The sequence below is a fragment of the Kocuria tytonis genome, assembly GCF_003226895.2.
Lineage (GTDB): Bacteria > Actinomycetota > Actinomycetes > Actinomycetales > Micrococcaceae > Kocuria > Kocuria tytonis.
In genome coordinates this window covers 84,896-106,324 of sequence record NZ_PNJG02000002.1, presented here as the reverse complement: position 1 = coordinate 106,324, position 21,429 = coordinate 84,896, and the positions used below count along the sequence as shown (strand labels likewise).

Here is a 21,429-nt window from a genome sequence, read left to right as displayed (position 1 = left end):
TCCCCAGATGCGGCATGGGAGCATCGGGCGTGAGCGGCCAACACCTGAGGTGGGTCAGTGCCAGCGGCCCAGCATCTCCGCACTGTGCTGAAGGGTGCTCCGCCCGCTCGCCACGGCGATGATGAGGTCATGGACGTCGTCGTCCGGGGCCTCGATCCACACCTCGTTGAGGTCGAGGAACACCACGGTGGCCAGCCAGCCAAGGCGCTGGTTCCCGTCGACCAACGGCCTGTGGTGGACGAGTGACTCCAGCAGTGCAGCAGCCTTCTGGTCCAGCCATGGATATGCCTCACGGCCCCACAGTGCCGTGGTGGGGCGGTGCGCGGCGGCATCCAGCAGACCCAGATCCCGCACTGGACCTACGACGAGATCCCCGATCAGCTCTAACAGGTCCTCCGTGGTGAGGTACTGCGTCACTGGCCGAGCCGCTCCAGCACATCGGCGTACCGTGCGCGGGCGCGTGCGGACGACTCGCCCACACGGCGCTCGTGGCCGCGGCGCGCGGCCACCTCACGGATGGCTCGGATCGTGGCCTCCTGACGGCTGATGCCGTCCGCCTCGGCGAGATCCGCGAGAACGCGCTCGTCATCTTCTGTCAATCGCAGTGTCATGGCCATGCGACTCATGGTATCAACGTGGTATCACCGGGGCAGAGTGACTCGCGCAGTGCGGGCAATGGGTGGATGCCCGGCGTCGCTCGTGCAGCAGTCACCCCCTGCCCCCACCCACCGGCGCCCGCATCCGCACGCCCTTGGGCGTCTGGTAGAAACCGCCCGCGAGCAGCCCGTCCCGCACCGCGGTGACCAGTTCCTCCGAGGAGAGCACCGAGTCCCCGTTGACCTTCTCCACCACCAGGGAGTCCACGGCCTTGCGCTGCACCAGACCGGCCACCGCCTCCGCCGCGAGGTGCAGCAGGCCCGCGTCCGCGACGAACGCCAGCGCCGTCTTCCCGCCGCGCTCCAGGTACAGGGTGAGCGCACCGTCCACGAGCACCACCACGGCACCGGCCTTGCGGCCCGGGCGGTGCTTCGTGCTGGACTCCAGCACCACCGCCTCCGGCCAGTCCAGCGCCGCGCCGTACGGGTTCGCGGGGTCCGTGGCCGCCAGGGCGAGGACCTGGGGATCGGCCTTGCGGGCGGCGTCGTCGTCCGTGAAGCTGCGCAGCACGTCAACCGTTGCCGGTTGCGTGAACTGGGCGGCCCCGAGACCCTCGATGAAGTAGCCGCGCCGCGCCCGCCCCGCGTCCTCCAGGGCGCGCAGCACCTTGTAGACCGTGGCGAAGCCGCCCGGGACGTCCTCCACCGCCACGGGTCCGCGTGTGAGGATGCCGTAGCGGTCCAGCAGCAGCTCCGCCTGGGCCTGTGCCCGCACAGTGGGGTTCAGCGGCTCGGGGCGCAGCACGGACCAGCGGCCCGCCGTCGTGCGCTCCTCCCCGCTCCCGGCGGCGCGCACCACGCGCGTGCCGGACGGAGCGGCGTCGCCGGAGGAGCCGGCGGGGTCGAAACCGGCCGGACCGCGCCCCACCGCACGCAGCCGGGCCGCACCCCGGCGCCCTGCGGAGCGGGAACGCCCCGGCCGCTTGGGCGTCTTGTGCGCCGAGTGCCCGCCGGAGATCAGCGCGCGCACCGGGGCGTACGTGTCATTGGTGATCAGCCCCGCCCACAGCAGGTTCCACAGCGCGGTGCGCAGCTGGGGCATGTCCACGGCCACACCCGCCGCCGCGAGGGGCTGGATCAGCTGCCACGCGAAGTACGCGCCACCGCCCTGCAGGACCGTGAGCAGCTCCCTTTCGAGTGCGGAATCCAGGGCGTCCGCGGCGGCGTCCAGCTGCGCGAGCGGCGGCAGCGAGAGCTCCGCGGACTCGGCCAGGTGGAACGCCACCCAGCCGTCCTCGCCGCCCAGGGACCCGGCCCCGGAGAAGACCACCTCGCCCGTGGCCATGAGCTCGTCCAGCATGGCGGGGCGGTAGTCCACCACGCGCTGGGCGAGCACGAGCGGTTCCCACGCGGACGCCGGGATCGGCACCCCGGCCAGCTGGTCGATCACGGTGAGCACCCCGTCCAGGCCCCGCAGCTGGTGCCCCTTCACCGCGTGCTGCCACGCGGGCAGGAACGTGGCGTACGCCTGCGGGTCCACCGGCTCCACGTCCGCGCGCAGGGCCGCCAGCGAACGACGCCGCAGGGTCCGCAGCACCTCGATGTCGCACCACTCCGAGTCCGACGCCGCCGGGTCACCGGACGGGCGGAACGCCCCCTCGCTCACGCGCCGCTGCTTGCCCAGGGATCGCAGCGCGGACTCCACCACGGCCGGGCCCAGGCTCAGGGCCTGCGCGGCCTCCGCCACGCTGAACGGCCCGTGGGTGCGCGCATACCGGGAGACGAGGTCCCCCACGGGATCCGCCACCGGTTCCAGGAACGCGAGCGGCACCCCCATGGGCAACGGCTGCCCGAGGGCGTCCCGCATCCGGGCGGCGTCCTCCACCGCGCAGTACACCTCTCGGCCGCCCACCCGCAGCACGATCGCGCGGTTGGTGGAGACCAGTGCGTCCAGCAGCTCGCGGGCCGCGTCGGGGGAGATCGCACGGTACGCGGGGTCCTCGGCCCGTTCCGCGTTGTCCTCGACGGCGGGACCGCCCGACGCCGCCGCGTCACCGGGGCCGCCCTCGTCCCCGACCCGGGCGGACACGGCGGCGCTCGCCGCCTCCGGTACCGCAGACGACGCTGCGCCCGGGGCTCCGGTGTCGGCGGCCGAAGCGTCTGGCTCCGCGGCACCCTCCCCGCGGCCGTTGCCCCCGATGGAGGCGGACCCCGCGGTCGGCGCCTCCGCCGGAACGGAACCGTCCCCGCGCAGGCGCAGGGCGGCGTCGTCGGCGGTCATGGGCCCGAGCAGGCGCAGCAGGTCCGCGGCGCCCTCCACCCCGCGCAGCCGGCGGTCCGGGGCGAGGCGCTGCAGCTGCAGGACGGTGGTCTCGATGACCTCGGGGTCCAGCAGCTCGCGCAGCTCGGCGCGGCCGAGCAGCTCGTTGAGCAGGGCCGGATCCAGGGACAGGGCGGCGGCCTTGCGCTCGGCCAGCGGCGAGTCGCCCTCGTACAGGAACTGCGCCACGTACCCGAACAGCAGGGTGCGCGCGAAGGGGGACGGGGAGTCCGTGGTGGTCTCCACGACACGCAGCTTCCGCCCGGCCAGGTCCCGCTGCAGCTGGAGCAGGGCGGGGACGTCGTACACGTCCTGGAGGCACTCGCGCACCGTCTCCAGGATGATCGGGAACTGCGGGTACTTCCTGGCCACGTCCAGCAGCTGGGCCGAGCGCTGGCGCTGCTGCCACAGGGGCGTGCGCTTGCCGGGATCGGCGCGCGGCAGCAGCAGGGCGCGCGCGGCGTTCTCCCGGAACCGGGAGGCGAACAGGGCGGAACTGCCCACCTCCTCGGTGACGATCTGCTCCAGCTCCTCGGGCTCGAAGAGGAACAGCTCCGCACCGGGGGGCTCCTCGTCCGTGGCGGGCACGCGCAGCACGATGCCGTCGTCCGCGGCCTGCGCGCTCGCATCCAGACCCCAGCGCTCGTCCAGCCGCGCGCGGACGGCCAGCGCCCAGGGGCCGTGCACGGGCGTGCCGAACGGGCTGTGCAGCACCACGCGCCAGTCCCCGAGCTCGTCCCGGAAGCGCTCCACCATGAGCGTGCGGTCGTCCGGCACGTGCTCCGTGGCCTCGCGCTGCTCCGCGAGGTAGGCCAGCAGGTTGTCCTGCGCCCACTCGTCCAGCCCGGACACCGCCAGGCGCTCGCGGGCCTCGGCGTTGCCGGCACCGGCCAGTTCCCGCGTGAAGCGCCCGACGGCGCGCCCCAGCTCCACGGGCCGGCCCAGCCCGTCCCCGTGCCAGAACGGCAGCTTGCCCGGAACGCCCGGGGCGGGGGCCACGACCACGCGGTTGTGGGTGATCTCCTCGATCCGCCAGCTGGAGGCGCCCAGGGCGATGATGTCCCCCACGCGGGACTCGTAGACCATCTCCTCGTCCAGCTCGCCCACGCGCTTGGGGGACTTGCTGTCCTGCTCGCCCACCAGGAACACGGGGAACAGCCCGCGGTCCGGGATGGTCCCGCCGCTCGTGGTGGCCAGGCGCAGCGCACCGGGCCGGGCCTGCAGGGTCCCGGTCTCGCGGTCCCACACCAGGCGCGGGCGCAGCTGCGCGAACTCGTCCGAGGGGTACCGCCCGGCGAGCAGGTCCAGCACGGCGTCGTACGCGGAGCGCGGCAGGGAGCGGAACGGGGCGCTGCGGCGCACGGTGTCGTACCAGGCCTCCACGTCCACATCCTCGGCGGCCACCGCGGAGACCGTCTGCTGGGCCAGGATGTCCAGGGGATTGGCGGGCACCGAGAGCGGTTCCAGCCTCCCCTGGAGCATCTGCTCCGCGATCACGGCGGCGTCCCGCACGTCCCCGCGGTGCTTGGGGTAGATCCGCCCGATCGACACCTCGCCCACCTGGTGACCCGCACGTCCCACGCGCTGCAGCCCGGAGGCCGCCGAGGGCGGGGACTCGATCTGGACCACCAGGTCCACGTGGCCCATGTCGATGCCCAGCTCCAGGGACGAGGTGGCCACCACGCAGCGCAGCCGCCCGGTCTTGAGGTCCTCCTCGATCAGGCTGCGCTGATCCTTGGACACCGAGCCGTGGTGGGCGCGCGCGAGCACGGGGGACGCGCCCTCGTGGCGGTTGCTCTGCCGGGGGATCGCGGCGGGCTCCCGTTCGCCCCAGGAGGGGACGACGCCGCCCGCCCGGCTCCGCGCGCCGGTCCCGTCCTGCGCGGGCCGGGGGCCGGAGCCGTCGGCCGTGGCCTCTGGGTCCGAGCTGGTGGCCGTCCGGCTGCCCGCGGTGCGCGCCTCGCTCTCCGCGAGCAGCCCGGAGAGGGCGTCCCCGAGCGCCACGGGGTCACCGCCCTCGCGGTCCTCGCCGGCCTGGACCGCGGCCTCCTGCGCGTTCTCCAGCCGGAACTCGTGGATCTCGTTGAGCCGTGCCGTGAGCTTCTCCGCGAGCCCGCGGGAGTTGGCGAACACGATGGTGGAGCGGTGGGCCTCCACTAGGTCCACGATCCGCTCCTCCACGTGCGGCCAGATGGACGCCGTGGCCTGCCCGGAGCCGCCCAGGTCACCGTCCAGGTTCGGGGAGCCGTCCGAGGACGGCGACGCCGCCGGCCCACCGAGGACGGTCATGTCCGGGATGGGCACGGAGACCGTGAGGTCCCAGTCCTTCTCGGACGGCGGCCGCACCACGTCCACGGGCTGCGAACCTCCCAGGAAACCGGCCACGGTGTCCACCGGCTCCACGGTGGCGGAGAGCCCGATCCGCTGGGCCGGCTCCTCCAGCAGGTCGTCCAGGCGTTCGAGGCTCACGGCCAGGTGTGCACCGCGCTTGGTCCCGGCCACCGCGTGCACCTCGTCGATGATCACCGTGTTCACGTGGCGCAGGGTCTCCCGCGCCTTGGACGTGAGCATGAGGTACAGGGACTCGGGCGTGGTGATGAGGATGTCCGGCGGGTGGGCCAGCAGCGCACGGCGGATGGCCTGCGGGGTGTCACCCGAGCGGACCCCCACGGAAATCTCCGGGGGCTCGGCCCCGGCCGCCTTCGCGGCCTGCGTGATGCCGATCAGCGGGGCGCGCAGGTTGCGCTCCACGTCCACACCCAGGGCCTTGAGCGGGGAGATGTAGAGCACCGAGGTGCGGTCCTCGGCGGGGGCTGCAGCGGCGTCGTCGTCCCCTGACGTCCTCGACACGGAGGGGCCGTCCGAAGCGCCCCCGTCAGCGGAGCCGGCGGGGGTCTTGGCGGCCAGCAGCCGGTCGATGGACCACAGGAACGCCGCGAGGGTCTTGCCGGAACCGGTGGGCGCCACCACGAGGGCGTGGCGGCCCGCCGAGATGGCCTCCCACGCACCGCGCTGGGCCGCGGTGGGGCCGTCGAAGGCGGCGGCGAACCACTGCGCGGTCGCGGGGGAGAAGAGGTTCAGGACCGAGTCAGGATCCAAAGCCTCTGACCTGGAGCTGGGAGACCTTGGGGTTGCCGCAGGCCTGTCCCGGGTAGGAGACCACCAGCGACTCGTGGCTGCCCGGCGGGTACACGCGCAGGCCGGTGACCTCGTGCGGGTTGCACACCTGCCCGATCACGCCCGGCTGGGTGATGCGCAGGCTCGTGCTCGTGGAAGCTCCGGGCTGCAGGGTCACCGCGGCGGCCGCGGACTCCGCGCGGGAGGCCGGCGCGCCCACCATGGCACCGGCGGCGTCCACGAAGGACACCCCCGGGTACCCGTTGAGGACGCACGGGGTGGAGCCCGTGTTGGTCACGGTGAGGCTGGCGATGACATGTCCCGCCGCGGCGTTCGAGGGAGCCGCGGTGCCGCTGAGCTGCGCCGCGCTGCACAGGGCGCCCGCGCCCTGCTGGTCGGCTTTCTCCCTGTCGAACGGGCTCGCGGTGGGCATTCCGACCTCGGGGGCCGACGCCATGCGGGTCTCCTCCGGCCGGGGCCGGGAGGCGTCCGCCGCGGTCGCGGTCTCCGAGGGATCCGGCGTCCCACTCGCGGGGGAGTCGACCGTTGGGTTGGCCGACGGGCTCGGGGACGCGCTCGGCGAGGCACTCGGGGACGCACTCGAGGAGGCGCTCGGCGAGGCCGAGGTCGCCGAGGCGCTCGCGGACGCGGAGTCCGTGGCGGGGGCGTCGCCGGAGGAACCGCACGCGGACAGCGCCAGCAGCGCGGTCAGAGCGGTCACGGCGAGCAGCGGACGGGTGGCTGTGCGGGCGCCCCGGGGGTCGGGCGAAGAGGTCCTCATGGTGACAGTGTCCTACGTTTCGTCCGCAATGCGGCGAACATCACTTCCGCCAGGTGCACCGCGTCGGCGTCGGTGCCCTGGGCGATCTGGGTGCGGCACGAGAAACCGTCCGCGAGCACGATGGCCCCGGGCTCGGCGGCACGGATCGCGGGGAACAGGTTGCGTTCGCCCAGCGTCCGGGAGATCTCGTAGTGACCGGGCTCGAAGCCCCAGTTCCCGGCCAGCCCACAGCACCCGCCGCCCACCACGGAGGTGTCCACGCCGAGCTTCTGCAGCACGGTGAGCTCCGGCGTGTAGTTGCCCATCGCCTTCTCGTGGCAGTGCACCTGGCACACCGCGCTGCCCGGGCCCTGCCTGGTCTCGAGGGTGCCGAACGGCCACGCCCCGCCCGCCTCCAGGTGGGCGGCGGTGAACTCGCCCAGCGTCCGCGTCAGTCCCTTCACGGCGTGCGCCCGCGGGTCGTCGGGCAGCAGCTCGGTGATCTCGTGCTGCAGCATCACGGTGCAGGAGGGCTCCAGACCGATCACCGGGTACCCCGCCTCGAGCAGCGGGGCCATCATGTCCAGGGTCTGCCGCAGCACCTTACGGGTCATGTCCAGCTGGCCCGTGGAGTGCCACGTGAGCCCGCAGCACACGGGCCCCATGGGCATCAGCACCCGGTAGCCCATGGCCTCCAGCACCTCCACGGCGGCCTTGCCGGGTCCGTCCGCGGAGAAGTTGGTGAAGGTGTCCGGCCACAGCACCACGGAGGGCCGCCCGGCGGGGTCGGCCCCTGCCGCGCCTTCCGCCCGGACGTCACCGGCCGACGACGCCGCACGGCCGCCTCCGCGCGGGGCCGCACCGGCGGCGTCGTCCCCGGTGCCCGAAGGACCGGTGCCCCGCACCAGCCCCGCGTCGAGTGCATCCCGGGCCTCGGCGTCGCCCGAGGCGGCGCGCCGGGAGCGGGCGCGGAACCATGCGGTGAACGGGGTGTCGTTGAAGCGGATCATGTCCCGGCGCGGTTCGATCCCGCCGAGCTTCTTGGTCAGCGCCTCCACGGGACCGAAGCGCTCCAGGAAGTTGACCGCGCGCAGGGAGCCGGGCACGCGTGCCGCGATCCGCATGAGCCACGGCATCCACCCCATGGTGAAGTGCGCCATGGGCCGGCGGTCCCTGCCGATGAAGGAGGTGAGACCCTGCCGGAAGTGGTGGTGCAGGAACTCGGCCTTGTAGGTGGCCATGTCCACGTTCACGGGGCACTCCGTGGCGCACGCCTTGCAGGACAGGCACAGGTCCAGGGCCTCGTAGGTCTCCTTGGACTTCCAGCCGTCCGTGAGGTGCTCGCCGCGCAGCATCTCCGCCAGCGAGCGCATGCGCCCGCGGGTGGAGTGCACCTCGTCCCCGGTGGCGTGGAAGGACGGGCACATGGCCCCGGAGTCGGAGCGGCACGCACCCACGCCCACGCAGCGGTTGACGGCCTGGCCGAAGGAACCGTTGTCGTGGGAGAACGCGTGCACCGGGGTCAGCTCGAACGTGCGCGCTCCCGGGCCGGGGCGGATGCCCTGGTCCAGCGGCTCGGGATCCACGAGCACACCGGGGTTGAACACGCCCTCGGGGTCGAAGATGCGCTTGAACCGTGCGAACGCGGCCAGCGCCTCGGGGGTGTAGAGGGTGCCGAGCAGCTCGGAGCGGGCGCGCCCGTCCCCGTGCTCGCCGGAGACCGAGCCGCCGTAGCGGTGCACGAGCTCCGCCGCGCGCTCGATGAACCGGCGGTACTGCGCCACCCCGTGCTCGGTGTTGAAGTCGAAGGAGATGCGGATGTGCACGCACCCCTCCCCGAAGTGCCCGAACGGGATGCCGCGCAGGCCCATCTCGTCCAGCAGGGCGTAGAGGTCGCGGAGGTACTCGCCGAGCCGTTCGGGCGGCACGGCGGAGTCCTCCCACCCGGGCCACGCCTCCCCGCCGTCGGGCAGCCGGGTGACGATGCCGGCGCCGGCCTCGCGGATGTGCCACAGGGCCCGCGCCCGGGCCGGATCCCCCACGACCACGGAGTCCACCACGGTCTCCGACACCAGGGAGGGCAGCCGCTCGGCCGCGGCGAAGGCGGCCTCGGGGGTCTCACCGGCGACCTCGCAGTAGAGCCAGCCACCCCCGCGGGGCAGCTCCGAGCCCGCGGTCTCCTGCCCCGGGCGGGTGCGCAGGGCGTCGAGCAGGTCCGAACCCATGCCCTCGATGGTCGTCACACCGGGCACGCGGAACTTGGGTGCCGCGGTGGCCGCCTGGATGGCGTCCTCGAAGCCCATGACCGCCAGCGCGGTGTGCGCCGGCCTGGGCACCAGTGAGACGGTCAAAGACGTGATGATCCCGCACGTGCCCTCGGTTCCGGCGAACGCCTTGGCGGTGTCGAAGCCGTTCTCCTTCAGCAGGTGGTGCAGCCCGTAGCCGGAGACCTGCCGCGGGAACTGACCCAGCTCGGTGCGCAGCATTGCCAGGTGCTCGTTGCGCAGCCGCTCGAGCTGCGAGGTCAGCGCGGGCTCCGAGGTGCCGCCCGCGTCCAGGGTGACCAAGCGCCCGTCGGCCAGCATGACCGTGACCGACACCAGGTTCGCGGCGCTCGTGCCCCATGCCACCGAGTGGGAGCCGCACGCGTTGTTGGCCACCATCCCGCCCACGGTGCAGCGCGCGTGGGTGGACGGATCGGGACCGTAGGTCAGTCCGAACTGCGCGGCCGCGTCCCGCAGCTGGTCGCAGATCACCCCGGGTTCGATCGTGGCGGTGCGGGCCTGCGGGTCGATCTCCAGGACCCGGTTGAAGTACCGGGAGGTGTCGATCACCAGGCCCTCGCCGATCGCGTTGCCCGCCACGGAGGTGCCGCCACCGCGGGAGACCACGGGCCAGCCGTTCTCCCGCGCGGTGGCCAGCAGCTCGCGGATCTCGTCCACCGAACGCGGCTCGGCCACCGCGGCCGGGAGCCTGCGGTAGATCGAGGCGTCCGAGACGTACGCGGCGCGCGTGGTCAGATCGTCCCGCAGGACCGTCATGGCTGTACCTTCCGTCCGCGCGTCGCCGCGCGCTCCTCACCGTGGTGTGATCACCACTCCGGGGCGATCTCGATCTCCGCGCCGTCCAGGTCCTCGGACCACTCCACCTGGCACGTGAGGCGGGAGTTGTCGTGGCGGGTGTCGTCCAGCATCTCCAGGAGGTCCTCCTCCTCCTCGTTGGTGCCGCCCGTCTTCACGAACGTGTCCTGGTCCAGGTACGAGTGGCACGTGGAGCAGGAGGCGTTGCCGCCGCACGTGGCCAGGATGGGGAACTTATTGCGGGTGAGGCACTCCATGAGGGACTCGAAGTCCTTCCACTCCACACCCTCGGTGCGCGCACCGTCGCGGTCGGTCACATTGATCTGGATGCTGCTCACGTGCTGGGACCTCCTGGGGTTCTGCCCCGTCCGGATAGTTAGGGAACCAGCACCCATCCTAGGTGCGGCCGTCAATTCCCGGGGGGTCGACGCCGCGCACCGACCAATGCTGAGCGCAGCGCCCATGCGCCCCGGACGGGTCAGTCCGCGCGCCGCAGGGTTAGCGCCTGCGCCACCCGTCCGACGGGCCCCTGCTCGTCGTACAGCTGCGAGTGGGTGAGCCCCACGCCGTCCCCGCCGAACTCCACGCTGGTGTCCAGGCCCACCCACTCGGAGACCGGCGCGCGGAACATGTGGATGCTCAGGTCCACGTTGGGGAACGCCCACGGCCCGATCTCCACGCGCGGCGCCAGGCCGTTCGCGGCGTCCACCGCGCTGACGAACCGGGCGGTGGGGGAGGACTCCTCACCCGCCACCACGGCATTGCTGATGCGCAGCCAGCCGGCACCGCTGCCCGGTCTCGGCATCCGCGCCACGCGTGCCTGCAGGGAGCCGATGTAGCCGCCACCCCACTGCTCGTACATGTTGAGTTCCTCGCACTGGTCCAGTGGCTTGAGGGGCTCGATCTCGCCACCGGCGACGTCCTGGGTGTCCGAGGTCTTCAACCGCCACAGGCTCAGCCGGATGCAGTCCCGGCCGCCGCTGCTCATGGTGGCCTCCAGCAGCTCGATGGTCCTGCCCGGACGCAGCACGCGCGTGTGCACCTCGATCTCCCCGCCCGCGATGAACCCCAGGATGTCGAACGAGAACCGCACGGGGATCACGTCCTCCCGCGGGTGGTTGCGCTCGATCTCGTGCACCAGCAGGCCGGACGACGCCGCCATGTGCTGCTCCAGGGGGCTCCAGGCTCCCTGCGTGTACACGGTGGTGCGGAAGCTGTGCTCACCCGTGCGCACGTAGTGGGCGTCCGGCACGTCCTCGCCGTTGATCCCCAGGTGGCCTACGGGCTGTTCGGTGCTCATGCTGCGGTCCTCCGTGTCCGGACCGTGGGCGGCGGCGCGTCCGGTGCGCCGCCGCCCACGGTGTGAATGTGTGCCGGATTACACCCTAGGGGAGGGGTGCGGGAACACCTACCGGGGCGGCGGCCACGGCCACGCCCGGGGCGGGGTCCCACGGTCCCGGTCTCCCGGACCCCGGCGAATCCCGCCCTGGATGCCGCCCGGTCTCAGGGCAGGGCCAGCCGGAACACCTTGCGCCACGCCTGGAACACCTGCCGGGGCAGGGGCCCGGAGGTGTAGCGGATGCCGTACTTCTGGCAGATCTCCTTCACGCGCGGTGCGATCCCGGCCAGCCGGTTGGAGGGCATGTCCGGGAACAGGTGGTGCTCGATCTGGAAGGACAGGTTGCCGCTCATGAAGTGCATCAGGCGGGAACCGTCGATGTTCGCGGATCCCATGGCCTGGCGCCGGTACCAGTGCCCCCGCGACTCGTTCTCCACCTCGTCCTCCGTGAAGGTCTCCGCGCCGTCCGGGAAGTGACCGCAGAAGATCACCGCGTGCGCCCAGACGTTGCGGATCACGTTCGCCGCCAGGAAGCCCTTGATCGAGGCCTTCCCCGACCCGGTGAGGGACGCCAGCAGGGGCGAGACCACGAAGTCCTTCGCGGACTGCCGCCCGAGCTTCTTCATCACCCGCTTGAAGTCCTCGAACGTGGCGCGGCCGGACTTGTTGCCCGCGAAGAACTGGTCCAGCTCCACGTCGTAGACGGCGATGCCCCACTCGAACGCCGGGGCCAGGAAGAGGTTGATCACCGGGTTGAGCAGGTTCACGGGCTTCCACGGCTGCTCGGGATCCATGCGCAGCACGTTGTACCCCACGTCCCGGTCCTTGCCGAGCACGTTGGTCCAGGTGTGGTGCGTCTCGTTGTGGGTGCGCTGCCACCCCGCGGACGGTGCCACGAAGTCCCACTCCCACGTGGTGGAATGGATCTCCTTGTCGTTCATCCAGTCCCACTGCCCGTGCAGGACGTTGTGCCCGATCTCCATGTTCTCGAGGATCTTGCCCACGCTGAGGCAGCCCACGCCGGTCCACCACAGGGGCTTGTGGCGGGAGAAGAGCATGCAGGCGCGTCCGGTCATCTCCAGGCTGCGCTGCAGGGCCACCACGCGGCGGATGTACCGGGCGTCCGACTGGCCGCGCTGGGAGAAGATCTCCTCCCGCACGGTGTCGAGCTCGGCCGCGAGCTCGTCGAGCTCCCGGTCGGTGAGCTGGAGCGGATCGCGAGGTTGCCTGGGTGCCGGCGGGGCGGCCCCGGTTACGGGTGCGGTGGCTGGTGTGAGTGTCAAGGAGGTGCTCCTTCGTTCCATGGGATTGCCCGCCGGCGGGATCGGTGCCGGCGGGAAGCGGGGGTGGTCTCAGGCGTCGAAGACGGCGTAGGGGGCGGGGCGGGTCACACAGGTCTGGACGGGCCCGGGCTCCCGGTGCAGTTCCCCGGTGCGGATGTTCGTCACGGCCCCGTCCGTCAGGGGGATCAGGCAGCTGTGGCAGATGCCCATCCGGCAGCCGTGGGGCAACGGGTGCTCGGCGTGCTCGGCGGCTTCCAGGATGGTCTCGCTCTCACCCACCTCCACCGTGAGGTCGCTGCGCTCGAGACGAATCTCGCCGCGCTGCCCGTCGGTGGGAGCGCGGGTCACGTTGAATCTTTCCACCACCGGGGCGGTGCCGGAACCGTCCCCCAGGTTCTCCACGGCCGTGACGAAGGAGTCCGGGCCGCACGCGTACGTGCTGCGCTGCGGGTGGTCGGGACACAGCGCGCTCACCGTCGCCGCGTCGGAGGCGTCCAGTCGGCCCCGCTCCTCCGTGAACCAGAAGACCGGACGCAGCCCGGGGAACTGGTCGGCGAGTTCCAGGATCTCGTCGTGGAAGATGCACGACTGCCGGTTCCGGGACACGTAGACCAGGACGACGTCGTGGTCGGGTCTGCGCGGCATCAGGGTGCGCAGCATGGACATCACCGGTGTGATGCCGGAACCGGCCACCATGAAGAGCAGCGCCGTGGGCATCTCCGGGAGGATGAACTGCCCCTCCGGGCGCTCCAGGTACAGCACGTCCCCGGGGGCGGCCCGGTGCACGAAGTGCTCGGACACGGTCCCCTGGGCCCTGACGGTGATCGAGGGGTCGCCCTGCTCGGGAGCGCTGAGGGAGTAGGGGCGCCAGATCCGCTTCCCGTCCACCTCTACGCCGATCCGCGCCCACTGGCCCGCGCGGTGCGGGATCCAGCCGTCGCCGGCGGTGAAGAACGCGGTCACGGTGTCGGGCGTCTCTCGGTGGATGCGGGTGATCCGCCCGCGCGTGTAGTGGGCGCTCGAGAGTGCGCCGAAGAGTTGTGCGAACGAGCGCGGATCCTGGGGGTAGCTCAGGATGCCGGCTGCTGTGTGGAGGAATCTCACGATCCCGGAGCGGCCCATGCCCAAGTTCTATCCGATTGATAAGCAGGCTGGCAATCCCTGCGGGCCCTTTTCATCCTTCGGGCTTCCTGGACGCTCTGCGGCGTGGTGCTCCCCTGCAACGGAGAACACCCCGAACCTGAGGTTCGGGGTGTTCTCGGAGTCCCTGATCGGGACAGTGGCGGTGACGGTGGGATTTGAACCCACGTTGGCTTTGACACCAAACATCATTTCGAGTGATGCACCTTCGGCCGCTCGGACACGTCACCAGCTCCCAGCACTTTACAGGCCGGGACGCAACCCCTCCAAACCGGAGCCCTGGGCTGGCAGGCTGCGCGGCGGCGTCGGGGAATGCGGCGCTCAGCGGTGGGTGCGGAAGAACTCGCGCAGCAGGGCGGCGCACTCGTCCTCGCGCACGCCGCCGGTGACCTCCACCCAGTGGTTGAGGCGGGGGTCCCGCACGATGTCGAACACCGAGCCGCACGCCCCGGCCTTGGGGTCCCACGCGCCGAACACCACGGTGGGCACGCGGGCGAGCACGACCGCCCCGGCGCACATGGCGCACGGCTCCAGGGTGACGACGAGGGTGCACCCCTCCAGCCGCCACTCACCGCGGTGCGCGGCCGCCTCGCGCAGGGCGAGCACCTCCGCGTGCGCGGTGGGGTCCCCGCACTCCTCGCGGCGGTTGCGCCCGGTGCCGATCACCCGCCCGTCCGCGTCCAGCACGACGGCGCCGATGGGCACGTCCCCGGACGCGGCCGTGAGCGCGGCCTCGGAAAGCGCCAGGTCCATCCAGCCCTCGAGCTGGATGGACCTGGCGGTGTGCGGAAGAGCCATGCGACTCAGCGCTGCACGCTGTTCTGGTTGAACCAGGCGGTGGTGGGGGCCTTGTACGCGGTGACGATCCAGAGGATGTCCACGACGATCTTGACGACCCCCAGGACGATGCCTGCGATGTAGATGCCGGTGCTCATGCCGCTGGTGCCACTGAACAGGCCGAAGATGCCGGACAGGATGGCAATGGCGGCGAACACGGTACCCAGGATGCGGGCCCAGTTCCGGCCCTTCTTCAGGTTGAAGTAGACCAGCAGGTACAGGCCGATGGAGATGATGAGACCGATGACGCCGACCACCGTGCCCATGGTGCCCACCATCTGGGCCACGTCTGCGGCGCCGGCCTGCGATGCGGCGGCGCCCCCCTGCTCGCGCAGTAGGGCGTCCGTGTCCGCGGTGAGGACTCCGATGATGCTGAGGATGCTGCTCAGCACGGAGATCCCCAGCGACACCAGCGTCAGCTTGAGCAACCGGTCAATGGTGGAGGGCCGCTCCATCGTGCCGGTGTACTGGCCGGGGTTGTACTCGGCCGTGCCGTACTTGCCCCCGGCCTGGCCGTACTGCTGACCGGTGGGAGCGCCGACGGCCGGGCCCTGACCGTACGGTGTGCCCCGGGGGGCGCCGTTGACGGCGCCCTGGCCGAGCGGCTGGCCCGCACCCGGCTGCCCGGGGGCCGCGGAGCGCGGATCGTGGGGTTCGTTGGGGGTGGTGCTCATGGTGATTTTCCTTCCCGTCGGTGGTGCCAGTGGTGGAGCAGGTGGGGGGCCTACTCGTAGCGCAGGGCGGTGATGGGGTCCTGGCGGGCGGCCCGCACCGCGGGGATGGTGCCGGCCAGGAACGCGATGAACATCACCGAGAGGATGATGAGCGCGATCTTGAAGGGGTCGAAGAGGAACAGGCTGAGCCCGGGCAGCGTGGACAGCAGACCGTTGGAGAGCGCCCCGCTGGCGATGCTGCCGACGGCGATGCCCAGGGCCGCACCGATCGCGGAGCCCAGGAAGCCGATGAAGATCGCCTCGAGCGAGAACAGGCCGAAGACCTTGCCGCCGCTCATGCCCAGAGCCTTCATCAGGCCGATCTCCCGCGTGCGCTCCTGCACGGACATCAGCAGGGTGTTCACGATCCCGAAGCCCGCAGCCAGCAGCGCGATGATCGCGAAGGAGTTCAGGATCCACACGATGCCGTTGATGACCGCACGGAACATGCCCAGCTGGTCCTCCACCGTGTTGCCCAGCATGTTCTCGTCCGCGAGCTGGGACTTGATGGTCCCCACCTTGGACATGTCGTCCACGGTGGCCGTGGCGGTGAAGTAGGAGTTCGGCACCTTCCGCGGGCTGCCGGAGGACTGGTAGTCGTAGAGCTCCTTATTGAGCCCCACGGAGGGGATGGGGTTGTCCGAGGAACCCGCGAGGGATGCCTGGGACACACCCGAGACCGTCGCGGTGAACGTCTTGTCCTGGTCCACGGCGTTGCCGATGGCGATCTTGACGGTCTTGCCCACGGCGTCCTGGCTCGAGCCGAGGCCCAGCGGCTCCACCCAGGAAGCAGGCAGCAAGATCTCGTCCTTGGCGCGCTCGGGGGCCTTGCCGGATTCCAGCTGCAGCCCGTCCGCCTCCGGGGGCGAGCCCAGGCTCAGTTTGAACTTCTTGCCGTTCGCGGACTCGAGGTACTTGGGGGTGACCATGTACATGGGGTCCACGGAACCCACGCCGTCGATCTTCTCGATCTTCTCGATGTCACGGTCGGAGAGGCCACTCACCGAGCCGAAGCCCAGTCGAACGTTGGACTCCTCCGGGTTGTACTCGGTGGGCCCGTCCCCCTCGTTGGATCCGGGGGTGGAGCGCTCCGAGACCTTCTGGACGAACAGCGAGTTCTCGTTGCCGAACGCGGCCACGGTCTTGTCGATGTAGTCGTTGACGCCCGTGCCGATCCCCGAGGTCAGGGTCAGGGTGAAGGATCCGATGAAGATCGCGATCACGGTCAAGATGGTGCGCGCCTTGGACCGGAACGTGTTGCCGATCGACGTGCGCAGCAGATCGATGAATTTCACGCGGTGGCTCCTGGCTGATCGGGGGTGCTGGGGGCGGGGGCGGCGTGCCTGCCGGGGCGCGCCGGCTCCTGTGCGGCACGGGCGATCGCGGCGGCGTCGGCCTGGCTCAGCGTGATGACCTCGCCGGTGGCCGGCCCGGCGACCCGCACGGGACCCGTGGCGTCCGAGGGCTGCTGCGCCCAGGGGTGCCGGTCCTCCTCGCGGGGTGCCGCGTCGCCCGGTGCCTTTTCGAGGCTCGGCACGATCTGCCCGTCCACCAAATAGACCTGCCGGGAGCAGCGCCGGGCGAGGTCCTCGTCGTGGGTCACGACCACCAGGGTGATGCCCTTGTCGCGGTTGAGGCCGAACAGGATGTCCTCCACCACGTTGGACGTGGCGGAGTCCAGGTTGCCCGTGGGCTCGTCCGCGAAGATCACGGACGGGTCGTTGATCAGCGCGCGGGCGATCACCACGCGCTGCTTCTGGCCGCCCGAGAGGTCCGTGGCCTTGTTGTCGGCCTTGTCCGCCATCTCCAGCTGCTCGAGGACCTCCAGGCCGCGGCGTTTGCGCTCCGCGGCGGGAACGCCCGCGATCTTGAGGGGAAGCGTGACGTTCTCCAAGACGCTCTGGTTCGGCGTCAGGAAGAACTGCTGGAACACGAAGCCGAACGCGGAGTTGCGCAGTTCGTTGAGCTCCTTGGCGCTCAGGTCCCCGGTGGGCCTGCCCTCCAGTGCCACCACGCCGTGGGTGGGCCCGTCCAGCAGCGCCAACAGGTGCATCAGGGTGGACTTGCCGGAACCGGACTTGCCCACCACGGCCACGGACTCACCCTTGCCGATCTCCAGGTTGATGCCCTTGAGGGCGTCGAACCTGGTTTCTCCTCTGCCGTAGATCTTGACCAAATTCTCCGTTTCGAGAACCGGAGCCGCCATATCAGGTGTCCCTTCCGAGGGTTGCCGCGTGCAGCAGGTGATGCTGTGCCGTCAAGTCTTCACACACGAGCCTAAGGTACGTGCTCCCTGCACGGCCGCGGGGAGCGCCCGCCGTGACGAAGTCGTGACGTGGCCGGGTGCTGCGGTGGTGGAGCCGCCGGTGCCGGGAAGCGGGTGCGGTGGCCGCGACTGCTAGATTCTGGGTATGCGAGTCACCGTCTTGGATCATCCCCTGGTCGCCCACAAGCTCAGCGTGCTGCGCGAGAGGAATACGTCGTCCCCCGTGTTCCGCCTGCTGGTGGAGGAACTGGTCACCCTCCTGGCCTACGAGGCCACCCGGGACGTCCGCGTGGAGCCCGTCACCATCCAGACCCCGGTGGCGCAGACGCAGGGCATCGCGCTCACCCGCCCCCGGCCCCTGGTGGTCCCCATCCTTCGGGCAGGCCTGGGCATGCTGGAGGGCATGACGCGGCTGATCCCCACCGCCGAGGTCGGCTTCCTCGGGATGGCGCGGGACGACGCCACCCTGGACATCATCACCTACGCCGAACGGCTGCCGGACGACCTCACGGGGCGGCAGGTGTACGTCCTCGATCCCATGCTCGCCACCGGCGGGACGCTGAGCGAGGCCATCAGGTTCCTGTACCGCCGCGGCGCCGAGCAGATCACGTGCGTGTGTCTGCTGGCCGCTCCCGAGGGGCTCGAGCGGCTGGAGCGCGAGCTGGGGGACAGCGAGGTCAACGTGGTGCTGGCCTCCGTGGACGAGCGCCTGGACGAGAACGCCTACATCGTGCCGGGCCTCGGCGACGCCGGGGACCGGCTGTACGGCGTGGTGGACTGACCGCGCACGGATGAGGGCACGGGGTCCACGTCAGGATGCGCAGGGCCGCTCTGGACTTTGGGCCATTGACAACCGGGCGCGGGTATGAATTCGAATGAACCTCCGGGCGCCCTTCCTGGTCGACCGCGCAATTCGCACGTGCTGGTGGAGTTCGGGGGCCCGGCAGATGGCCGCCGCACTGCATCCTGTACTTCCTCACAAGGCGCGGTGTCTCAGTATGTGAGAAAGAAGTGCATATATTACTTGCCAGTGCGCCACTGTTTCACCGAAAATGGTGGATAACGCCGTTTTCCAGGGAATTCACGGGAACGGGGCTTCACGAGGCAGGGGTTCGAATGTCAGGCGCACCGGGTTACGTCCACATCTCGCAGCGGCACCGGTTGGCGGGGGCCCAGGTTCCCGCCCGTTCCCGCCCGGGGCACCGGGTGGCCAATCCCGAGGAGTACCGCCACCTGCGCTCCGTCTCCACGGACCCCCAGGCCGAGACCCGGCAGGACACCGCCGTCCCCCCGGAGCAGCAGCCCACGGAGGCCCGCGGATTCGTGCTCTACGTGGGCGTGGACGAGCAGGCCGCGGCGGACCGCGGCATCAACCTGGTGCAGCTCGTGCAGGACATCCGCCAGTACATCCGCTCCACGGTCCCGCAGTCCGACTCCTACGCCGCCGTGGCACTGGCCCCGGTGAACGCCGAGGGCACCGATCTCGAAGTGGTGCGCAGCGCGCTGGGGGACCCCACGTTCTCGGACCCCGTGATCGAGCCCCTCACCCCGCTCCCGGCCTGCGGCGCCGGCAGTGGCATCGACCACCAGCGGGTGGGTGTGCTGATCGACCTCTCCCGCCGTGAGGTGTTCCTGGACGGGGACCTGCTGAACCTGACCCACCGGGAGTTCGAGCTGCTCAACTACCTGGTGGAGAACGGCACCCGCACGGTGGGCCGCACGGAGCTGCTCGAGAACCTGTGGGGGGACGCCGAGGAGGTTCCCTCCGAACGCACCATCGACGTCCACGTGCGTCGGCTGCGGTCCAAGCTCGGTCGCCTGGCCAACACGGTCCGCACCGTCCGCGGCCAGGGGTACCGGTTCTACGACCACCCCGAAGTGGTCGTGTGGGCCGCCCCCGAGTACTCCATCTGACGTGCTCGCCGCGCGCGGGTCGGCGCACGACACCGCCGGGTTCCGGCCCCGGCGGCGTCGCCATGCGCCGCGGCGGGCCGTGACAGACTGGCACGCATGACGCGCCGCGACCTCAAGCACCTGGTGATCATGCGGCACGGGGAAGCGGACTTCCCGCGGGGGATCCCGGACCACGACCGCCCGCTCGTGCCGCGCGGTGCCCGCGAGGCCGCGGCCGCGGGGCGGTGGCTCGCCGAGCACGCCGCACCGGACATGATCCTGGTCTCCCCGGCGCTGCGCACCCGGCAGACGGTCACGTGGGTGTGCCACGAACTCAGGGAGAAGGCCCCCACACCACAGCTGTGGGACGCGCTCTACAACGGCGCGGACGCGCAGCTCGTCGCGGCCGTGAACCACGTGCCGGAGTCCGTGCGGACGCTGCTGATGGTGGCCCACATGCCGGGCGTGGTGGACGCGGTCCTGCGCCTGGCCTCCCGGGACTCGGACCAGGACGCCATGCTGGATGCCGCGAACGGCTTCCCCGCGGCGGGCACCGCCGTGCTGGAGGTCCCGGGGGACTGGGCGCTGCTCGACGGCGGCGATGCCCGCCTCACGGAGTTCTACACGCCGCAGGCGTGACGCTCCCCGGGGTGCTGCCACGCCTCGCACCCCACGGGTCCTTCACGGTCAGGGCTTGGCCTCGCAGGCCACGCCGTCGCCGTCGCGGTCCAGTGCCGGCCGGTAGCCGGGGGAGCCGGCGTGGAGCGGCGCCATCGCGGCAGCCAGGGCCTCGGCGCAGCGGGAGAAGTACACCTGCCCACCGGGCGCGCCACCCGGTTGCTCCGGCGCCGCGGCAGGAGGCGCTGCGGGTGCAGCCGGCGCCTCCGGTGCGGCCGGGACGGTGGCGGCCGCGGGCGTCTCGACCGGTTGCGGCGCCGCGGGATCGTCCTCGGGCGCAGGCCAGGACCGGGCCTCGGGGAGCCGCTGGTCGGGGCAGCCGTCCAGCACCCGCACCATGGCCTGCTTCTCCCCATCGGTGACCCACAGCTCGTAGCGCTGCTTCACGGCGATCTGCGTGGCCACGTACTCGCACCGCTCGCCCGTGGCGGGCGGCAGCCACGTGGCGGCGTCCCCGTCCGACTTCTGGTTGTTGCTGGGCCCGTCCACGGCCAGCAGGTTCAGGGGATCGTTGGCGAGCTCGGTGCGCCGGGCGGCGTCGAGCTGCTGGGCGCCCTTCTGCCAGGCGTCCGAGAGCGCCACCACGTGGTCGATCTGGACCTCGGAACTGGTGTCCCGCCCCGCCACGAACGCCACCGTGGTTCCGGTGTAGGCGCTGAGCAGGGAGCCGGACGCCGCCTTGCAGCCGTGCGTCCCCGGCCGGACCGCCACGCCGGTCAGGTCCCGGCGCAGGACGTCGTTGCGGGTGTCGCAGCCGTTGTGGTCCGTGTCCGCCCAGCGCGGTCCGAACTCGTCGCGGGAGTAGCCCGTCTTGGGGGCGCGTCCCTTGACCGGCAGCTCACCCAGGGCCGCCAGCGCGGTTCCCGGGGCGGCCTTCGCCGTTGCGTCCTCGGGGGACGACGCCGCCGGGCCCGGGTCCGCATGCTCCGCCCGGGGGGTCCGGGTGGCGGGGGCCGGTGCGGGCGCGGAGGGTGCCTCGGGCGCCGTCGTGGACGTGTCCGCGGTCGGAGCGGACGGGGGTGGACTCGCGGGGGACCCGGGGCCCGCGCAGCCGGCGAGTGCCAGGGCGAGGGCGGCGGCCCCGAGGACGAGTCGGTGGGCGGGGGACGTGCGGGGGGAAGTCAGGGCGGCCTCGATCCTGGTGGCGCCGGCGGGCGGCGGTCAGCAAGAAGACCCCGCATCCACTGGATGCGGGGTCCCGACGAAGTGCGCCCGATAGGATTCGAACCTACAACCTTCTGATCCGTAGTCAGATGCTCTATCCGTTGAGCTACAGGCGCCCTTGTGCGACGACCGCGGCCGTGGCAACGGGTAACAATTTACACCGGCAGCGCCCGGGCGACAAATCGCGCGGGTGCCGAAAGGTCCGGCGGCGCGGTGTCATCGTCCCCGACCCTCCGCGCGGCC

17 protein-coding genes and 2 tRNA genes are annotated in these 21,429 nt (G+C 71.5%); 3 read left to right on the top strand and 16 right to left on the bottom strand.

Translation table 11 applies throughout. The annotated features are described in order from the left end of the window. Positions 1 to 54: 54 nt before the first annotated feature. The 14 genes from C1C97_RS06360 to C1C97_RS06295 all read right to left on the bottom strand — a co-directional run bounded on the left by C1C97_RS06360 (position 55) and on the right by C1C97_RS06295 (position 17,391). Positions 55 to 417 carry a type II toxin-antitoxin system death-on-curing family toxin gene (locus C1C97_RS06360; RefSeq protein WP_121030715.1) on the bottom strand — a complete coding sequence of 121 codons (363 nt, stop codon included), beginning with the start codon at positions 415 to 417 and terminating at the stop codon, positions 55 to 57. Next, positions 414 to 617: a CopG family transcriptional regulator gene (locus C1C97_RS06355; RefSeq protein WP_121030713.1), complete on the bottom strand. Its 204-nt coding sequence runs from the start codon at positions 615 to 617 to the stop codon at positions 414 to 416. Before C1C97_RS06355 ends, C1C97_RS06360 begins: the two co-directional genes overlap by 4 nt. A gap of 91 nt (positions 618 to 708) precedes the next feature. After that, a complete protein-coding gene (locus C1C97_RS06350) occupies positions 709 to 6,015 on the bottom strand; it encodes an Lhr family ATP-dependent helicase (protein ID WP_121030711.1) in 5,307 nt (1,768 codons plus the stop codon). Further along, positions 6,005 to 6,814 (bottom strand): DUF4232 domain-containing protein, encoded by an 810-nt coding sequence (locus tag C1C97_RS06345; RefSeq protein WP_121030709.1) that lies wholly within the window; start codon positions 6,812 to 6,814, stop codon positions 6,005 to 6,007. The genes C1C97_RS06350 and C1C97_RS06345 overlap by 11 nt, the downstream gene beginning before the upstream one ends. Beyond that, a complete protein-coding gene (locus C1C97_RS06340; RefSeq protein WP_121030707.1) occupies positions 6,811 to 9,834 on the bottom strand; it encodes an FAD-binding and (Fe-S)-binding domain-containing protein in 3,024 nt (1,007 codons plus the stop codon). The genes C1C97_RS06345 and C1C97_RS06340 overlap by 4 nt, the downstream gene beginning before the upstream one ends. A 50-nt stretch (positions 9,835 to 9,884) precedes the next feature. Then, positions 9,885 to 10,211, bottom strand: a complete 327-nt coding sequence (locus C1C97_RS06335) for a 2Fe-2S iron-sulfur cluster-binding protein (RefSeq protein WP_121030705.1) — start codon at positions 10,209 to 10,211, stop codon at positions 9,885 to 9,887. 140 nt (positions 10,212 to 10,351) lie between these two features. After that, the gene (locus C1C97_RS06330; protein WP_121030703.1) at positions 10,352 to 11,173 is read right to left on the bottom strand and encodes a thioesterase family protein; all 822 of its coding nucleotides are present in this window, start codon (positions 11,171 to 11,173) and stop codon (positions 10,352 to 10,354) included. A 203-nt stretch (positions 11,174 to 11,376) separates the two neighbouring features. Next, positions 11,377 to 12,495 carry a fatty acid desaturase family protein gene (locus C1C97_RS06325; protein ID WP_121030701.1) on the bottom strand — a complete coding sequence of 373 codons (1,119 nt, stop codon included), beginning with the start codon at positions 12,493 to 12,495 and terminating at the stop codon, positions 11,377 to 11,379. Positions 12,496 to 12,564: 69 nt separating this feature from the next. Beyond that, complete coding sequence (locus C1C97_RS06320) at positions 12,565 to 13,617, bottom strand: flavin reductase family protein (RefSeq protein ID WP_121030699.1); 1,053 nt, start codon at positions 13,615 to 13,617, stop codon at positions 12,565 to 12,567. Positions 13,618 to 13,775: 158 nt separating this feature from the next. Next, positions 13,776 to 13,865: transfer RNA gene (locus C1C97_RS06315), tRNA-Ser, on the bottom strand. Positions 13,866 to 13,956: 91 nt separating this feature from the next. Beyond that, positions 13,957 to 14,433 carry a tRNA adenosine(34) deaminase TadA gene (tadA, locus tag C1C97_RS06310; RefSeq protein ID WP_110920818.1) on the bottom strand — a complete coding sequence of 159 codons (477 nt, stop codon included), beginning with the start codon at positions 14,431 to 14,433 and terminating at the stop codon, positions 13,957 to 13,959. 5 nt (positions 14,434 to 14,438) lie between these two features. Next, entirely contained in the window at positions 14,439 to 15,146 is a 708-nt protein-coding gene (locus tag C1C97_RS06305) for a hypothetical protein (RefSeq protein ID WP_121030698.1), read from the bottom strand. A 50-nt stretch (positions 15,147 to 15,196) separates the two neighbouring features. Next, positions 15,197 to 16,480 carry an ABC transporter permease gene (locus C1C97_RS06300; protein WP_110920816.1) on the bottom strand — a complete coding sequence of 428 codons (1,284 nt, stop codon included), beginning with the start codon at positions 16,478 to 16,480 and terminating at the stop codon, positions 15,197 to 15,199. After that, positions 16,477 to 17,391: an ABC transporter ATP-binding protein gene (locus C1C97_RS06295; RefSeq protein WP_121030696.1), complete on the bottom strand. Its 915-nt coding sequence runs from the start codon at positions 17,389 to 17,391 to the stop codon at positions 16,477 to 16,479. Before C1C97_RS06295 ends, C1C97_RS06300 begins: the two co-directional genes overlap by 4 nt. Positions 17,392 to 17,596: 205 nt before the next feature. Here C1C97_RS06295 and upp point away from each other — a divergent pair, with 205 nt between their 5' ends. The 3 genes from upp to C1C97_RS06280 all read left to right on the top strand — a co-directional run bounded on the left by upp (position 17,597) and on the right by C1C97_RS06280 (position 19,983). Continuing rightward, the gene (gene upp, locus C1C97_RS06290) at positions 17,597 to 18,232 is read left to right on the top strand and encodes a uracil phosphoribosyltransferase (protein WP_110920814.1); all 636 of its coding nucleotides are present in this window, start codon (positions 17,597 to 17,599) and stop codon (positions 18,230 to 18,232) included. Between the two features lie 335 nt (positions 18,233 to 18,567). Continuing rightward, complete coding sequence (locus C1C97_RS06285; protein WP_121030694.1) at positions 18,568 to 19,365, top strand: winged helix-turn-helix domain-containing protein; 798 nt, start codon at positions 18,568 to 18,570, stop codon at positions 19,363 to 19,365. 96 nt (positions 19,366 to 19,461) lie between these two features. Further along, the gene (locus C1C97_RS06280; RefSeq protein WP_121030691.1) at positions 19,462 to 19,983 is read left to right on the top strand and encodes a SixA phosphatase family protein; all 522 of its coding nucleotides are present in this window, start codon (positions 19,462 to 19,464) and stop codon (positions 19,981 to 19,983) included. Positions 19,984 to 20,031: 48 nt separating this feature from the next. Here C1C97_RS06280 and C1C97_RS12495 read toward each other — a convergent pair whose 3' ends face one another. Both C1C97_RS12495 and C1C97_RS06270 read right to left on the bottom strand, forming a co-directional pair. Continuing rightward, positions 20,032 to 20,733 (bottom strand): GmrSD restriction endonuclease domain-containing protein, encoded by a 702-nt coding sequence (locus tag C1C97_RS12495; RefSeq protein WP_233542784.1) that lies wholly within the window; start codon positions 20,731 to 20,733, stop codon positions 20,032 to 20,034. Between the two features lie 496 nt (positions 20,734 to 21,229). Beyond that, positions 21,230 to 21,302 (bottom strand) — tRNA-Arg (locus tag C1C97_RS06270). Positions 21,303 to 21,429: the final 127 nt, after the last annotated feature.

Bases quoted from the DNA above. Each gene is read 5' to 3' on its own strand.
- C1C97_RS06340 (WP_121030707.1), bottom strand. From the start codon at position 9,834: ATGACGGTCCTGCGGGACGATCTGACCACGCGCGCCGCGTACGTCTCG.
- C1C97_RS06295 (WP_121030696.1), bottom strand. From the start codon at position 17,391: ATGGCGGCTCCGGTTCTCGAAACGGAGAATTTGGTCAAGATCTACGGC.
- C1C97_RS06280 (WP_121030691.1), top strand. From the start codon at position 19,462: ATGACGCGCCGCGACCTCAAGCACCTGGTGATCATGCGGCACGGGGAA.
- C1C97_RS06355 (WP_121030713.1), bottom strand. From the start codon at position 617: ATGGCCATGACACTGCGATTGACAGAAGATGACGAGCGCGTTCTCGCG.
- C1C97_RS06330 (WP_121030703.1), bottom strand. From the start codon at position 11,173: ATGAGCACCGAACAGCCCGTAGGCCACCTGGGGATCAACGGCGAGGAC.
- tadA (WP_110920818.1), bottom strand. From the start codon at position 14,433: ATGGCTCTTCCGCACACCGCCAGGTCCATCCAGCTCGAGGGCTGGATG.
- C1C97_RS06305 (WP_121030698.1), bottom strand. From the start codon at position 15,146: ATGAGCACCACCCCCAACGAACCCCACGATCCGCGCTCCGCGGCCCCC.
- upp (WP_110920814.1), top strand. From the start codon at position 17,597: ATGCGAGTCACCGTCTTGGATCATCCCCTGGTCGCCCACAAGCTCAGC.
- C1C97_RS06320 (WP_121030699.1), bottom strand. From the start codon at position 13,617: ATGGGCCGCTCCGGGATCGTGAGATTCCTCCACACAGCAGCCGGCATC.
- C1C97_RS06285 (WP_121030694.1), top strand. From the start codon at position 18,568: ATGTCAGGCGCACCGGGTTACGTCCACATCTCGCAGCGGCACCGGTTG.
- C1C97_RS06345 (WP_121030709.1), bottom strand. From the start codon at position 6,814: ATGAGGACCTCTTCGCCCGACCCCCGGGGCGCCCGCACAGCCACCCGT.